The organism is Chryseobacterium luquanense, assembly GCF_026460945.1.
Taxonomy (GTDB): Bacteria; Bacteroidota; Bacteroidia; order Flavobacteriales; family Weeksellaceae; genus Chryseobacterium; species Chryseobacterium luquanense.
Map to the genome: position 1 here is coordinate 572503 of NZ_JAOVZV010000001.1, position 14677 is coordinate 587179.

The window sequence follows — 14677 nt, forward strand, 5'->3', positions numbered from 1 at the left end:
GTTTTGTTTTGTTTTGTTTTGTTTTGTTTTAAACGCAAAGTTTGCAAGGATTTATGTTATCACTTGCCCTATATCTTCCGTTCGCAAAGGCACTTTGTTTAACTAAGGTTAGAATTTCTTTGCTGAGTAAAACGCCTTTGCGAACGAAAAATATTCTCAATAAATTCAAAAAATCTTTGTGAACCTTGCGTTAAAAAAAATTCGATTTAATAAAAAACCGTTCTCAAATTTGAAAACGGTTTCTCTAAAATCAAAAAAAATATTAGGTAAAATTATGTGTAATTAAAAGTGAACTGTCCATTTTACTCCGCAGGTGAATAATGGAAATAAAGTTTAAATAATAAAATTGACCACGAAACAAACAGCAATTCACTATGCTTTTAGTAAAGAACGCCTAAGCTTGAACCTTCAAAGTTGGCAAGCTCTTCTACCCTTCCATCTTTTATTTTCTTTGCCCATTGATAATCGCTCAACAAAGCACGACCAACTGCAACCAAATCAAAATCTTCACGATCAAGCCTTCTTATCAATTCTTTCAAATCTGCTTTTTCAGAACCTTCTCCTGCAAAAGCTGCCATGAAATCACCGTTCAAACCTACGGAACCCACGGTAATTGTCGGTTGACCTGTAATTTTTTTCGCCCAACCTGCAAAATTTAAATCAGACCCTTCAAATTCCGGTTCCCAAAAACGTCTTTGTGAACAGTGGAAAATATCAACTCCTGCTTCTTTTAAAGGCAACAACCAATCTTCCATTTCATTAGGGTTTACCGCTAATCTGCTTTTATAATCCTGCTGTTTCCATTGAGAAAGACGAATAATAATCGTAAAATCTTCACCCACTGCAGCTCTTATTGCTTTTACGACATCAACAGCAAATTTGCTTCTTTCTTTTAAAGTTTTTCCTCCATATTCATCGGTTCTTGTGTTGGTTACCTCCCAGAAAAACTGATCAATCAAATAGCCATGAGCTCCGTGAATTTCTAAAACATCAAATCCTAAATCTTTGGCTGATTTTGCCGATGCCGCAAACTGAGCAATCGTATCCTGAATATCCTCCAAAGTCATTGTGGACGCTTTTTCCATGTCAACCAAAGGATAATCTGCTGAACTTCTTGTATCTCCAACATGCCAAATCTGCGGTCCCATTTTTCCACCATTTTGATGAACTGCATCGATAACATTTTTCCAGCCATTTAATGCTTCTGTTCCGTAAAAATCAGGGATATTTTGTATATTTTTTGAACCTGGTCTGTTGATTACCGTTCCTTCAGAAAGAATCAATCCAACTTCGGAAGCCGCTCGTCTTGCGTAATAGTCTGCAATTTGCTGAGTCGGAACTCCGTTATCAGATTGCGCTCTCGTCATCGGAGCCATTACGATTCTATTTTTTAGTGTTAAATTCTTGTATTGAAAAGGTTTAAATAATGATTCTGTACTCATTTTTAAAGTATTTTTTATAATTGTTACACAAAGTAACTAATAATAGTTCGTTTTTGTATCTTTCAATAGGAAAATAGTGGTAACTTTGCAGTAACTTACATTAGTAACCTGAAAGTAACGGAATAATTTCAACCACAAAAGGCACAAAAGATTAACTGTAAATTTCTAAGCTTAAAAACTAAACTTAAATAAGAAAACATAAGTTTTAAAAATCAGAGATTTTTGTTTTTGTGAGCTTTAACTTTGAAAAATTGAACTTGAAAATTTTTACACCATAAAGCTTTTATGGTTAAATGTCAATTAGTTTTAAAAAAAATTACAATGAAACAAAACGAATTAATGCAGTACAGCTGTCCTCTTGGCAAAGCAATGTCAGCTTTAGGTAGCAAATGGAAACCAATTATTGTTTTGGTTATCAAAGACCGTAAATTACGTTTTGGCGAACTTGCCGTACGAATTAATGTGATTTCCAGAAAAGTTTTGACCGATCAATTACGAGAAATGGAAGCCGACGGTTTGGTCATCCGTGAAGAGTATAAAGAACTTCCACCAAGAGTAGAATATTCTTTGACAGAAAAAGGTTTGGCGCTTTTACCTATTTTATATCAATTGGAAGAATGGGAAACGAAATATCATGTGTATGACCCTGAAAAAGCTAAGGATTGTAAGACTCTTTTGGAAAAGAAGGAAAAGAAAAAGATGGTTGTTTAATATTCCTGTAGTATATTAAGTTTAATCTGAACACTTTCGGGATAACTTCCGTTAATATAACTCACATAACCCTTCTGAATTATAGCTTTTGAACCCACCTGTGGAATTGAATCTTTATACTTAAAGTATACAGTATCACTTTTTATATTGAAATTTCCCGAATAAATATCATCACCCCTTAAACCTCCTTTGGATATAAAATTAAAAGTTTTATCATCAAACATTTCTAAATATATCCATCCTATAGGAGCTTCACGGTCTGCTAACAAAACAGCTTTTCTTTCATCCTTACAACTTATAATAATTAGTAAAAGAATTAAGCATATAAAACTATTTTTTTCTTGATAGTTAGAAAGGGCGACGAGCTTTGTAATTTTCATTATTTGTGACGTTTTTAAATTTATTTACTTATTAATTTTCCTTCTTGATAAATCTGAATAAGTTTATCCGGTTTACCCCGTTGGTAAATCTCCCATTTCCCATCATAAACTCCATTTTTCCAATTTCCAATCGCTCTTAAATCTCCAGTTTCATACCAATACTTGTGAGTTCCATTTGGCTTTCCATCTACAAATTCACCTTCACGAGCTTTTTTTCCGTTTGAATGATAATATTCCCAAAATCCGTTTTCCTTTAAGTTTTTAATTGTACCGTTAGAAGATAGTTTTCCATTAAAAAAATATGCTTTTTTAGCTCCGTCACTTATAGGTTTAAATTGAAGCTTTTTTGAACGTTCTTCCGTTAGGGTATTACTAAATTTAACAAAATCAGATTTAGCAACTAAAGTATCGCCAATGTAGATTTCATACTCATCTAAATTTATATTCTGAGAATTAAAAGTTGTAAAAGTACTAATAGCAAAAATCAACGTTAAAATTATCTTCGTCATGGTTTATTTTAAATTTAAAGGTATATTAAATTTTATTATTTCAACAAAAAAACCGCTTCCCAAAAAGAAAGCGGTTTCAAAATTTATCTAAAAAATCAATTAAAATATCGCAGGATATTTCTGAGGATTTGTCTCGTTAAATAATGCATAAATTCTTTCCACCATATCATCTGAAGAAGGTTTAGAGAAATAATCTCCATCACTTGCATACGCTGGTCTGTGATCATTTGCAGCAATCGTCAATGGATCTGAATCTAAGAATCTGAACGCTTTTTGTTTCTCTAAAATCTGCTGAAGAATAAACGCTGAAGTTCCACCTTCCACGTCTTCGTCGATTACTACCAATCTGTTTGTTTTCTTCACCGATTCAGCAATTTCATGCGTTAAATCGAAAGGAATTAACGACTGAACATCAATAACTTCCGCAGAAATTCCTAATTTTTCTAATTCGTTTGCAGCTTCCATTACAATTCTCCAGGTCGAACCGTATGTTACCAAAGTCACATCTTTTCCTTTTTTTGTAATCTCAATTTCTCCTACAGGAACTGTAAATTCACCTAAGTTATCTGGCTGTTTTTCTTTTAATCGGTAACCGTTCAGACATTCAACAATCACAGCGGGATCGTCGCTTTGAAGCATTGTATTGTAGAATCCTGCAGCTTTCGTTAAATTTCTCGGCACTAACACCATAATACCTTTAGAAAGATTTAAAATTCCAGCCATCGGAGAACCTGAATGCCAAACTCCTTCCAGCCTATGACCTCTCGTTCTGATGATTACAGGAGCTTTTTGTCCACCTTTTGTTCTGTACTGAACAGTTGCCAAATCATCGCTCATTCCCTGTAGACAGTACAAAATATAATCTAAATACTGAATTTCCGCAATTGGTCTTAAACCTCTCATTGCCATCCCGATTCCTTGACCGAGAATTGTAGCTTCACGGATTCCGGTATCGGCAACACGAAGTTCGCCATACTTTTCCTGCATTCCTTCAAGACCCTGGTTCACATCACCGATATTTCCGGCATCTTCACCAAAGACCAAAGTTTCAGGGTATTTTGTAAATATTTTATCGAAATTATTTCTGATAACCACTCTGCCGTCAACATCTTCCGAAGCATCAGAATAAACAGGCTTAATTTCTTTTACATTTTCAGCTTTCCACTGAGACTGAGAATAGAGATGAGAAGAATAATTATCTTTTTCAACCTCAAAAATCTCGTTGTATTTCTGCATCAACTGACTTCTTTCAGAAGAATTTGTACCTCTCGTTGCCAACAAAGATTTTCTTACCAAATGGAAAACATCTTTCTTTGCTTTAGAAACCAACTTATTATATTGATTGATGTACGTTTCAATCTCAGAATTCTGGCTTTTTAAATTTTCAACTAAAGGTAAAACTCCGAAAGCCAATTCTGTAATCGTTTTCTGATAATTTTCCCAAGCTGATTTTTGCCCGTTTTTTACTTTTTTCTTTGCTTCTTCATCAATTGCATTCAACTCTTCAACAGAAGCAATAATTTCTTCTTTTCCTTCAATTTCGATTGAATAATTCAAAATCCATTCTCTGAATTTTACCAATCCGTCGAAATCTGCTTCCCAAGATAAACGCTCTTCGTTTTTATATCTCTCGTGTGAACCTGAAGTTGAGTGACCTTGTGGCTGTGTTACTTCAATTACGTGCACAACCACAGGAACAGATTCTGTTCTTGCAAAATGTTCTGCTCTCGCATACGCATCCAATAAAGCGGGGTAATCCCAAGCTTTTACCTGAATAATTTCACAACCTTGGTTTTCTCCTTCTTTTCTTTGGAAACCGCTCAACATTTCAGAAATATCAGCTTTTGCTCTTTGTTTCATTGTAGGAACCGAAATTCCGTAACCATCATCCCAAATAGAAACAATCATTGGAACCTGAAGTGCACAAGCAGCATTCAATGTTTCCCAGAAATGGCCTTCTGCCGTAGAAGCATCACCGATTGTTCCGAAAGCAATTTCGTTACCTTCTTTTGAGAACTTTTCAGAACCGTCAAATTTTACAGATTTATATATTTTTGAAGCTTGTGCTAATCCTAACAATCTCGGCATTTGTCCTGCAGTAGGAGAAATATCTGACGAAATATTTTTCTGAGCCGTTAAATCTTTCCAGCTTCCGTCTTCATTCAAACTTCTTGTTGCAAAGTGACCATTCATCTGTCTTCCCGCAGAAGCAGGCTCTCTTTCAACACTTGTATCAGCATACAATTGTGCAAAAAAACTTTCAACAGATAGGGCATCAACCGCCAATGCAAAAGTCTGGTCTCTGTAATATCCCGAACGGAAATCTCCATTTTTGAAAACTTTCGCCATCGCCAACTGTGGCAACTCTTTACCGTCACCAAAGATCCCGAACTTAGCTTTTCCTGTAAGCACTTCTCTTCTGCCCAAATAAGACATTTCACGAGAAATTCTTCCTAATTTATAGTCTTCAAGTATCTGATTTTTAAAGTCCTGAAAGGATATTTGTTGAGTTTCAATATAGGTTGTCTGCATAGCCAAATATTAAATATTTTTTAGGTTGAAGTATTTTGCTAATATACACTTTTTATATTAATTTTAATTTTTAATAATCTTTTTTAAAAATTCGATAATCAAGATTAATCTGTCTTAATTTTACATAATATTGAAAAATGGAAAAAAAGTCGCCCCATATATTGAATGCTTCCAGTAATTTGCTGGGTTTTTCTATGCTGATTATTACTTCTTTAAAGATAACGAAAGTAAGTCACAACACTTATTTGGACGAGTTTGCAGGGATTGCGTGCGTATTTTTTGCGTGTAGCTGTTTCTTTTCATTTATGGCAATTAGAACTGGCAAAGAAAAGTTCGAAAATAGGTACGAACGTATTGCGGATTATTTATTTTTAATCGCTTTATTTTGTATTGTGTTGTCTGTGATTATGATAACAACGATGATTTTGGATTAGAATGATTCTATCTAATAAAAATATCTTTGCAAAATTTTGATCATTAAGATAGTGAAGTTTTTAAGGATTAAATTGATATAGATTTTTTTTAAGATTCAGCAAGCTAAATTAAGCAGTATGTTTAATTCAATTTTTATTGATTCTTAAAAACCTTCAAGATTTAATACTCTTAATGTTAGATTATTCTCTCGCTGATTTTGCAGAGACGCTGATTTATTTTGTTTTTAAATCTGGACAATCAGCCAAATCTGCGAGAATTAAACAAACAAATAGAATTGATTTTAAGCCAATTTAGAATTTTCTTTCAATTACATAATCCAACATCGTGTGCAAAGATTTTCTGACTTGTGAGTCCGGGAATTCATTCAAAATATCTTTTGCTTTTTGCTGGAAATCTTTCATGACCGTAATTGCGTAATCTAAACCGCCTGAACTTTTCACAAAAGCAATGAGTTCTTTTACACGCTTCTGGTCGTTGTTATAACGTTTTATAGTATTGAAATAATATTTTCTGTCGGTTTCACTGGCAATTTTTAAAGTATGAATTAAAGGCAGCGTCATTTTCTGTTCTTTTATATCGATTCCAACCGGTTTTCCGATGACATTTGAACTTAAATAATCGAATAAATCATCTTTGATTTGAAAAGCCATTCCGGTGTACGTTCCGAACTGCATCATTTTCTTAGCTAAATTTTCATCCGCATTATTAGAAAGAGCTCCAATTTCACAACAAGCTGCAATTAAAGTAGCCGTTTTCTGACGGATAATTTCGTAATAAACGTCTTCAGTAATATCCAGTTTTCTGGCTTTCTCCAATTGAAGAAGTTCACCTTCAGACATTTCTCTTATAGTTCGGGAAATCACAGAAAGCAAATCGTAATCTTTATGATCTGTAGAAAGTAAAACCGCTTTTGAAAGTAAAAAATCACCAACTAAAACAGCAATTTTATTTTTCCACAAAGCATTGATTGAAAAGAAATTACGCCTTTTAAAACTCTCATCCACAACATCATCATGAACCAACGTTGCCGTGTGAATCAGCTCAATCATTGATGCCCCACGATATGTTTTTTCGTTGACTTCTCCAATCAGTTTTGCACACAAAAATACAAACATCGGACGCATCTGCTTCCCTTTTGTCGTAACAATAAATCGGGTAACTTTATCGAGTAAAGCGACTTTGCTTTGCATTGATTCATAAAACTTCTGTTCAAAAAGTTTCATTTCCTCATTGATCGGCTGCTTGATTTCTTCTACAATGTTTGCCACTAAGTAAGAATGATGGGTGAGTATTTATTAATTCTCACAAAGATAATTTTTTTCCGTCAATTTTAACAGAAATTAAAGTCTGAGTTTATCTTTAGGAATAAAATAAAAAAATGGCTTTGTTTTCTTAATCGGTGAATAGAATTTTTCTCCGGAAATATAGATTCCTTTTTCATCTACAGCAATTCCTTCAATTTGCCCGATAGTTAATGCGCTTCCTAAATAAAAATGTTTTGGGGTTTCTTTAAAGAAAATTCCAGATTCTGTTTCATTAAAAATATCTAAAAAAACTTCAGTTTTTTTGGTATAACCTACAATGTAAAGTTTCTTTTCGTAATAATAAGAATCTGTGACCACAAAACCTGTTTTGTAAGTTTCTACTTTATGTGCCGCCTGATTTGCAAAATTATTGGGATCTAAGGTGTAATGAGTTGTCGATTTTGAAGCCCATTCTTTGGTGAAAATATGGATTTTTCCGTTTAAATAAATCATTGATTCTAAATCGAAATCTGTGCTGATATTTTTTGGTATAAAATCGTTTTGTTCGGGATAGAAAAAAGAAATTGTTTTTAAAGAGTCGTTGACCAACTGATTATTCTGAAAAGGAATTTTATAGATTTTTAAATCTCTTCTTGTTCCCGCATTATTTCCCAAATCTCCAATGTAAAAATTTTCGCGATCATTAGCCAAAGCTTCCCAATCTTTGTTTTCAGCATTTGTTTTTAAAGTATTTAGAATTTTTCCTGAAGTTTTGTCGATTTCATATAATTCTGCCGGATTTCCGCTGTCGTTGAAGGTATAAAGTTTTCCATCAAAAAAATTGAGCCCGGAAGTCTCCTGAATGGAATCGTTTAAAACAGCAACTCTGAATTTTTTAAGCTTAAAAATTTCTGCCTGTTGAGCATTAGAAATAATAGAGAAACAGAGAATAAATAGCAGAAAAAACTTCCTCATAGAATAAAAAGAATTTGATTATAAACCTATTATAATAACTAATCTAAAATTTATAATTATAGAACACAATTACTCAACAAAACCAATTGCATGGCTTCTGCTATAGTAGTACTTACTATAAAACACCCAATATTTGTCGTTCGAAAAATCTTTTTTTATAATCAAATCATCCTTCGAAGGCAAAACCGTCACAGCGTAAGTTTTTTTAGAATAATTATGCTTTCGAGAAGCAATTTGCAAATTATAAACATTTTGATTGGTTAAAATATTATTGTTTTCCAAAACCAATCTTCCGCTTTTTAAATCAGAAATAATTTCATTTAAAATGGAATTACATAATCTGTCCTGCGAAAAAAACATGATAAAAAGTGAAAACGATATCAGAAAAAAACCTTTGAATCCCTCTTTCTTTTTTATTTTTTCATAAAAAAGATATAGTATTGAAAAGATGGCTAAGAAGATATTTGAATAGAAAATAATAGTCCAGAATATGACCATTATTCCACTATTTTATTCGCCAATTGTCCACAAGCTGCATCGATGTCTCCACCACGGCTTTTTCTTACCATAACTGTAATTCCGGCTTTTTCGAGTTCACGAACATACTTTTCTTCAGCAGCTATACTTCTGTGATCAAATTTACCTTCACCAATCGGGTTGTATTGGATTAAATTCACTTTAGAAGGAACCTGTCGGCAATATTTAATTAAAGCTTTAATATCTTCATCCTTATCATTAATACCTTTCCAAACACAATATTCAAAAGTTATGGTTGAACCTGTTTTTTTATACCAGTATTGAAGCGCATCCATAATATCCGTTAAAGGGAATTTATCTGAAAACGGCATGATTTCGTTTCGGGTAGATTCTACCGCAGAATGTAGAGATAATGCAAGTTTTACACGCAATTCATCATCTGCCAACATTTTTATCATCTTTGGAATTCCCGATGTAGAAACAGTAATTCTTCTCGGTGACATTCCCAAACCTTCCGGTTGAGTGATTTTTTTGATGGCTTCAACAACATTTTTATAATTCATCATCGGCTCACCCATTCCCATAAAAACGATGTTGGTAAGCGGACGGTTATAATATTCCTTACTTTGCTTATCAATTAAAGCAACTTGATCTACAATTTCTGCCACTTCAAGATTTCTCATTCTTTTGAGCTTTGCTGTAGCACAAAATTCACAGTTTAACGAACAACCCACCTGTGACGAAACACACGCTGTCGTTCTGGTTTCTGTAGGAATTAATACAGATTCTACCATCAATCCGTCGTGAAGTTTTACGCCGTTTTTTATCGTTCCGTCTGTAGATTTCTGAAATTGATCTACTGCTGCCGGATTCATGATAAAGTCACGAATAAGATTTTCTCTCAAATCTTTTGAAAGATTCGTCATCTCTTCAAATGAATGAAGATTTTTACTCCAGATCCAGTCATAGACCTGTTTGGCACGAAAAGGTTTTTCACCAATAGTACCAAAGTAATCTTTAAGCTGGTCGAGTGATAGAGTTCTGATATCTCTCAAAATATTGTAGATTTTAAATTATAAATTTTAGATTTAAACCCTTCACAAAAGTTGGGATTGAATCTAAAATTTATAATCTAATTTAAATTAATTATATAATAAGCATTGCGTCACCGTAAGAATAAAATTTATACTTCTCTCTTACAGCTTCTTCATATGCTTGCATTAAGAAATCTTTTCCAGCAAAAGCTGCAATCATCATCATTAATGTTGATTTTGGCGTGTGAAAATTGGTAATCATCGTATTGGCAACTCCGAAATCGTGAGGCGGATAAATAAATTTATTCGTCCAACCATTAATAGCAGAGATTTTTTTGTTTGAAGAAACTGAAGTTTCAATCGCTCTCATCGTAGTTGTTCCTACTGCACAAACTCTTCTGTTTTCTTGAACAGCCTTGTTGATGATCTCAGCATTTTTCTCGTCTATGATGATTTCTTCAGATTCCATTTTGTGCTTAGAAAGATCTTCAACTTCAATCGGGTTAAAAGTTCCTAAACCAACGTGAAGAGTAACCTCAGCGAAATCGATCCCTTTGATCTCTAATCTTTTCATCAAATGCTTAGAGAAATGCAAACCTGCAGTTGGTGCCGCTACAGCTCCTTCTACTTTTGCATAAATGGTCTGATATCTTTCAGCATCTTCAGGTTCTACCTCTCTTTTGATATATTTTGGAAGTGGAGTTTCTCCTAATTCTTTTAATTTAGATCTAAATTCTTCATAGGGTCCATCAAATAAGAATCTTAAAGTTCTACCTCTTGAAGTTGTGTTATCGATAACTTCCGCTACCAAAGATTCGTCTTCGGTAAAGAATAATTTGTTACCAATTCTGATTTTTCTTGCAGGATCTACCAAAACGTCCCAAACGCGAGTTTCTTTATCTAGCTCTCTCAACAAGAAAACTTCAATTTTAGCTCCTGTTTTTTCTTTATTTCCGTAAAGACGTGCCGGGAAAACTTTAGTATTGTTGAAGATGAAAAGATCTTTCTCGTCAAAGTAATCTACAACATCTTTAAATGTTTTATGCTCTATAGTTTGATTTTTTCTATCAAGAACCATCAATCTAGACTCATCTCTATGTTCAGATGGGTGCTCTGCCAACAATTCTTCAGGAAGGTCAAAATTAAAATCGGATGTCTTCATTTTTTAAATTACGGTTTAAAAATTATAAAAATTACGGATGTAATTTTTCGGATTGCAAATATACAACATTCTATACCCCTTTGTCAAGTGTTTATTTCACTCCTCTTTATTCACGGTAGTTACAAGCGTGAATTTTATTATTTTTAATTCATTTCAATTAAAAAAATGACTATTTTGGCTAAACAAAAATATACACTATGAGTAAATATTCTATTGAATCTTTTGTGAATGAAACAAAAGAAAATCCTCTAGAAAGAGATTATTTCGAACTTGAAAAACCTGCACTTTTAGAAATTAACCTAAATAATCAGGCGGTCTGGACAAAAACCGGAAGTATGGTTGGTTATATCGGAAATATCAATTTTGAAAGACAGGGAATGCTTTCAGGCGGTTTGGGAAATTTATTAAAAAAAGCAATCAGTGGAGAAGGTTCTAAACTGATGAAAGCGGAAGGAACCGGAAAACTCTACGTTGCAGACGAAGGAAAAAAGGTTCGAATTTTATATTTAAATAGCGAAACCGTCTGTGTAAATGGAAATGATGTTTTAGCACACGAGCAAAGTATAAAAAGTGACATTACGATGCTGAAAAGTATTGCAGGCGTTATGTCAGGCGGATTATTTCAGGTAAAACTTTCCGGAACGGGACACATTGCGATTACAACTCACGGAGAACCTCTAACTTTATTGGTAACACCGGATGCACCGGTTTTCACTGATCCAAATGCAACGGTGGCATGGTCTGGAAATTTGAGCCCCGAACTGAAAACCAATGTATCATTTAAAAGCTTGATTGGAAGAGGAAGCGGTGAAGAATTTCAGATGAAGTTTTCCGGGAACGGCTGGGTTTTGATACAGCCTTATGAGGAGGTTTATAGAGTTGAGAAGTAATTTTTATTATTGTAATGCAGCTTTAAGGAGCTGCTTTTTTATTTTGTGTAATGCAAAATCTTTTTCCAATCTTCAAGTTTCCTTTCAAAAGAAATCGTATGAAGCGGACTTGTTGATGGTAATAAGTAAATAGGAATTCTAAAGTTTTTGCCTAATAATTTCTGTAAGTTTTTATAAGACTTTCCACCATTACAAAAGATTGCTTTAATATTCGGATGTTGTTTTAAAAGCTCTTCAATCTGATTGGCTTCTTCATTTTTAATTTCAGAATCTAAACTTCCTTTTCTTTCGCAGGAATCAATAACATCCCAAAGTGCAAGATGGTTTTTCTTTAAAACAGCAATTCTTTCAGTATAATCTTCCGTAAACTCTTCATTGAATAACTCAAAAATAATTTTCCAGAATTTGTTTTGTGGATGCCCGTAATACTGTTGTTTTTCCAAAGATTTTACTCCGGGAATCGAACCTAAAATTAAAATTTTAGAATTATCATCAATAATTGGAGAAAATGAAGAAATACGATTTTGCATAATTCAAATATATAAATTTTGGCTAAAGCATATCATATTGAAGACAAAAAGCGGGCTAAAGCCCGCTCGTTTTTATAATTATTAAACATTTTAATCTTTGAAAATATTTTAACCACCCCGTCAAAAATTTCTTTGAAATTTTCGCCACCCCTCCAACGGAGAGGAATTCTTGTGTGGGGTTAATTTATAACGTTTCTTTCAGCCAATCAAAAAATTCTCTCTGCCAAACCAAACCGTTTTGTGGATGAAGAACCCAATGATTTTCGTTTGGAAAATAAACTAATTTTGATTTCAAACCTCTCAGTTTCGCAGCCTGAAAAGCTTCCTGGCCTTGCTCATAACCAACTCTGAAATCAATTCCACCTTGGAAAATCATGATGGGCTTGTTCCATTTATCAACAAAATTACTTGGATTAAATTCTGTATAAGCTTTTGGAAGAGGTTTTTCCCATGGAGAACCCAAATCCCAATTTGCAAACCAGAGTTCTTCAGTTGTTAGATACCAAGATTTCATGTCAAATAATCCATCGTGAGCGATGAAAGTTTTGAATCTGTTTTCATGAACTCCAGCCAACATAAATACACTGTAACCTCCGTAACTTGCTCCAACTGCCGCTACTCTTTCACCGTCAACATAAGGTAAAGTTTTTGCGAAATCTGTTGCTGCTAAATAATCTCTGATTGGTTGTCCGCCCCAATCTTTTGATATTTGTTCGTTCCATTTTGTTCCCCAACCTGGCATTCCTCTCCTGTTTGGTGCAACAATGATATATCCGTTTGCTGCCATTAAAGAAAAATTCCATCTTACGCTGAAGAATTGTGTTAATGCAGATTGCGGTCCTCCTTGGCAATAAACCAATGTTGGATATTTTTTATTCGGATCAAAATTTGGTGGATAGTGAAACCATACGCCCATTTCTTTTCCGTCTGAAGTTTTCACCATTTTCAGCTCAGACTTTCCTTGAGAAAGTTTAGTGTAAAAATCTTTGTTCGCATCAGTAATTTGTTTTAATTCTCCGCTTTTAAGATTGACAGAAAATATTTCTGATGCGTGGTTGATATCTGTTTTTGAAACTAAAAGCGAGCTTTTCTGGTCTGCAAAGATTTCATTAATATCAAAGTCACCTTTTGTTATCTGCTGAACTTTTGAATCTTTAGGATTTAAAGAAAATAATTGCTTTGTACCCCTAAAAGCCGCTGTAAAGTAAATTGATTTTGAATCTCCACTCCAGAAAACATCGCCAGTGACAGATTCGTCCCAAGCTTTTGTAAGATTTGAAGTTTTACCTGATTTCCAGTCCATCAGTTTGATGTCGTTTTTATCAGCTTCATAACCATCTCTTTCCATACTTTGCCACACCAAAGACTGTCCGTCCGGACTGAATTTTGGATTAACATCATACCCTTTATTAGATTCAGTTAAGTTTTTTGTTATTCCTGAAGCTAAATTGTAAGCAAAAATATCCGTGTTTGTACTTGTAGAGTATTCTTTTCCACTTTTAGGTTTCGTAACATATAAAAGTTGCGTAGAATCCGGGCTGAAAACAAAATCTTCAGCTCCACCGAAAGGTCTTTGTGGAGAATCCCAGGCTTTCCCTTCCAACAAATCTTTAGCAGAACTCACATTAGCAGAAGTTTCAACTATAAAAACGTGATTATATTTCCCTTCATTAAAATAATCCCAATGTCTGTGATTCAAATCTGTATAAATTTGCGCCGTAGTTTTCGGAGTATCAGCATATTTATCTTTCCCCATTAATTTTTCAACCAAAACCTGCTTACTGAAAGCAATTTTCTTTCCGTCCGGAGAAATTACAATGTTATCAGCTTCCCCAATGGTGTAAAATTCTGCCCAGGTTTTCCCGCTGTCTTTTGACAGGAAAATCTTTTCGCCTTCCTGAGCATAAATTCCGTTTTTATCCCACTGAATCAAAGCTTTTTTACCTAAATCAATTTTTGAAGCTTGATTATTGATAACGTTTAAGAAATAGTTTTCGTTTTTCGTTTTCTCAGTTTTCAAGTCGGTTTGTCCGATCTTATAAATAAGAGATGATTGATCTGGAGAAACTGCCTGAACACCAACTTTTTTCAAAGTCCAGAGAATTTCGGGAGTCATTACTTGTTGTGCATTCATTAAAAGAGGTGCTGCCAAAGCAAGCAGACTGTGTTTTAATTTCATATAGTTTTATTTTAAAAGAATTTCAGAACATACAATATTCATTAATTCTTATTTAATTAAAAGATTGCCAAAGTTAATATTTAATATAAAACCAGCGAATGAATTTAGAAAATAGTTTTTGCATTATAATCCTATTAAATTCTGCAATTCCAAACAATGCTGTATTAAATTCAGAAG

Annotated in this window: 13 protein-coding genes; 2 read left to right on the top strand and 11 right to left on the bottom strand. The window is 33.7% G+C overall.

Annotation, left to right across the window (positions count from 1 at the left end):
• Positions 1-380: 380 nt before the first annotated feature.
• The gene (locus OEA66_RS02660; RefSeq protein WP_267279900.1) at positions 381-1442 is read right to left on the bottom strand and encodes an NADH:flavin oxidoreductase; all 1062 of its coding nucleotides are present in this window, start codon (positions 1440-1442) and stop codon (positions 381-383) included.
• A gap of 321 nt (positions 1443-1763) precedes the next feature.
• Between OEA66_RS02660 and OEA66_RS02665 the strand changes: the two genes are divergently transcribed.
• Positions 1764-2153: a winged helix-turn-helix transcriptional regulator gene (locus tag OEA66_RS02665; RefSeq protein ID WP_267279901.1), complete on the top strand. Its 390-nt coding sequence runs from the start codon at positions 1764-1766 to the stop codon at positions 2151-2153.
• Here OEA66_RS02665 and OEA66_RS02670 read toward each other — a convergent pair.
• The 8 genes from OEA66_RS02670 to queA form a co-directional block, all read right to left on the bottom strand.
• Complete coding sequence (locus OEA66_RS02670; protein WP_267279902.1) at positions 2150-2533, bottom strand: hypothetical protein; 384 nt, start codon at positions 2531-2533, stop codon at positions 2150-2152. The two genes, OEA66_RS02665 and OEA66_RS02670, sit on opposite strands and share 4 nt — an antisense overlap.
• A 20-nt stretch (positions 2534-2553) precedes the next feature.
• Positions 2554-3042 carry a toxin-antitoxin system YwqK family antitoxin gene (locus OEA66_RS02675; protein ID WP_267279903.1) on the bottom strand — a complete coding sequence of 163 codons (489 nt, stop codon included), beginning with the start codon at positions 3040-3042 and terminating at the stop codon, positions 2554-2556.
• 99 nt (positions 3043-3141) lie between these two features.
• Positions 3142-5574, bottom strand: a complete 2433-nt coding sequence (locus OEA66_RS02680; protein ID WP_267279904.1) for an alpha-ketoacid dehydrogenase subunit alpha/beta — start codon at positions 5572-5574, stop codon at positions 3142-3144.
• 725 nt (positions 5575-6299) lie between these two features.
• Positions 6300-7277, bottom strand: a complete 978-nt coding sequence (locus tag OEA66_RS02685) for a polyprenyl synthetase family protein (protein WP_267279905.1) — start codon at positions 7275-7277, stop codon at positions 6300-6302.
• A 72-nt stretch (positions 7278-7349) separates the two neighbouring features.
• Positions 7350-8228, bottom strand: a complete 879-nt coding sequence (locus tag OEA66_RS02690) for a YjiK family protein (protein WP_267279906.1) — start codon at positions 8226-8228, stop codon at positions 7350-7352.
• A 69-nt stretch (positions 8229-8297) separates the two neighbouring features.
• Entirely contained in the window at positions 8298-8588 is a 291-nt protein-coding gene (locus OEA66_RS02695) for a hypothetical protein (RefSeq protein ID WP_267265115.1), read from the bottom strand.
• Between the two features lie 137 nt (positions 8589-8725).
• A complete protein-coding gene (gene rlmN / locus OEA66_RS02700) occupies positions 8726-9760 on the bottom strand; it encodes a dual-specificity RNA methyltransferase RlmN (RefSeq protein WP_267279907.1) in 1035 nt (344 codons plus the stop codon).
• A gap of 91 nt (positions 9761-9851) precedes the next feature.
• Positions 9852-10901, bottom strand: coding sequence for a tRNA preQ1(34) S-adenosylmethionine ribosyltransferase-isomerase QueA (queA, locus tag OEA66_RS02705; RefSeq protein ID WP_267279908.1), 1050 nt, complete (start codon positions 10899-10901; stop codon positions 9852-9854).
• Between the two features lie 197 nt (positions 10902-11098).
• Between queA and OEA66_RS02710 the strand changes: the two genes are divergently transcribed.
• A complete protein-coding gene (locus OEA66_RS02710; RefSeq protein WP_267279909.1) occupies positions 11099-11791 on the top strand; it encodes an AIM24 family protein in 693 nt (230 codons plus the stop codon).
• Positions 11792-11829: 38 nt separating this feature from the next.
• On the opposite strand, the gene OEA66_RS02715 is transcribed toward OEA66_RS02710, so the two are convergent.
• Together OEA66_RS02715 and OEA66_RS02720 are read right to left on the bottom strand one after the other, a co-directional pair.
• Complete coding sequence (locus OEA66_RS02715; RefSeq protein WP_267279910.1) at positions 11830-12321, bottom strand: DNA-deoxyinosine glycosylase; 492 nt, start codon at positions 12319-12321, stop codon at positions 11830-11832.
• A 184-nt stretch (positions 12322-12505) separates the two neighbouring features.
• A complete protein-coding gene (locus OEA66_RS02720; RefSeq protein ID WP_267279911.1) occupies positions 12506-14500 on the bottom strand; it encodes a S9 family peptidase in 1995 nt (664 codons plus the stop codon).
• Positions 14501-14677 lie beyond the last annotated feature (177 nt).

What these genes read in the sequence shown, in the direction of transcription:
- OEA66_RS02660 (WP_267279900.1), bottom strand. Translation starts at nt 1,442, where the DNA reads ATGAGTACAGAATCATTATTTAAACCTTTTCAATACAAGAATTTAACA.
- OEA66_RS02665 (WP_267279901.1), top strand. Translation starts at nt 1,764, where the DNA reads ATGAAACAAAACGAATTAATGCAGTACAGCTGTCCTCTTGGCAAAGCA.
- OEA66_RS02670 (WP_267279902.1), bottom strand. Translation starts at nt 2,533, where the DNA reads ATGAAAATTACAAAGCTCGTCGCCCTTTCTAACTATCAAGAAAAAAAT.
- OEA66_RS02675 (WP_267279903.1), bottom strand. Translation starts at nt 3,042, where the DNA reads ATGACGAAGATAATTTTAACGTTGATTTTTGCTATTAGTACTTTTACA.
- OEA66_RS02680 (WP_267279904.1), bottom strand. Translation starts at nt 5,574, where the DNA reads ATGCAGACAACCTATATTGAAACTCAACAAATATCCTTTCAGGACTTT.
- OEA66_RS02690 (WP_267279906.1), bottom strand. Translation starts at nt 8,228, where the DNA reads ATGAGGAAGTTTTTTCTGCTATTTATTCTCTGTTTCTCTATTATTTCT.
- OEA66_RS02695 (WP_267265115.1), bottom strand. Translation starts at nt 8,588, where the DNA reads ATGTTTTTTTCGCAGGACAGATTATGTAATTCCATTTTAAATGAAATT.
- queA (WP_267279908.1), bottom strand. Translation starts at nt 10,901, where the DNA reads ATGAAGACATCCGATTTTAATTTTGACCTTCCTGAAGAATTGTTGGCA.
- OEA66_RS02710 (WP_267279909.1), top strand. Translation starts at nt 11,099, where the DNA reads ATGAGTAAATATTCTATTGAATCTTTTGTGAATGAAACAAAAGAAAAT.
- OEA66_RS02715 (WP_267279910.1), bottom strand. Translation starts at nt 12,321, where the DNA reads ATGCAAAATCGTATTTCTTCATTTTCTCCAATTATTGATGATAATTCT.
- OEA66_RS02720 (WP_267279911.1), bottom strand. Translation starts at nt 14,500, where the DNA reads ATGAAATTAAAACACAGTCTGCTTGCTTTGGCAGCACCTCTTTTAATG.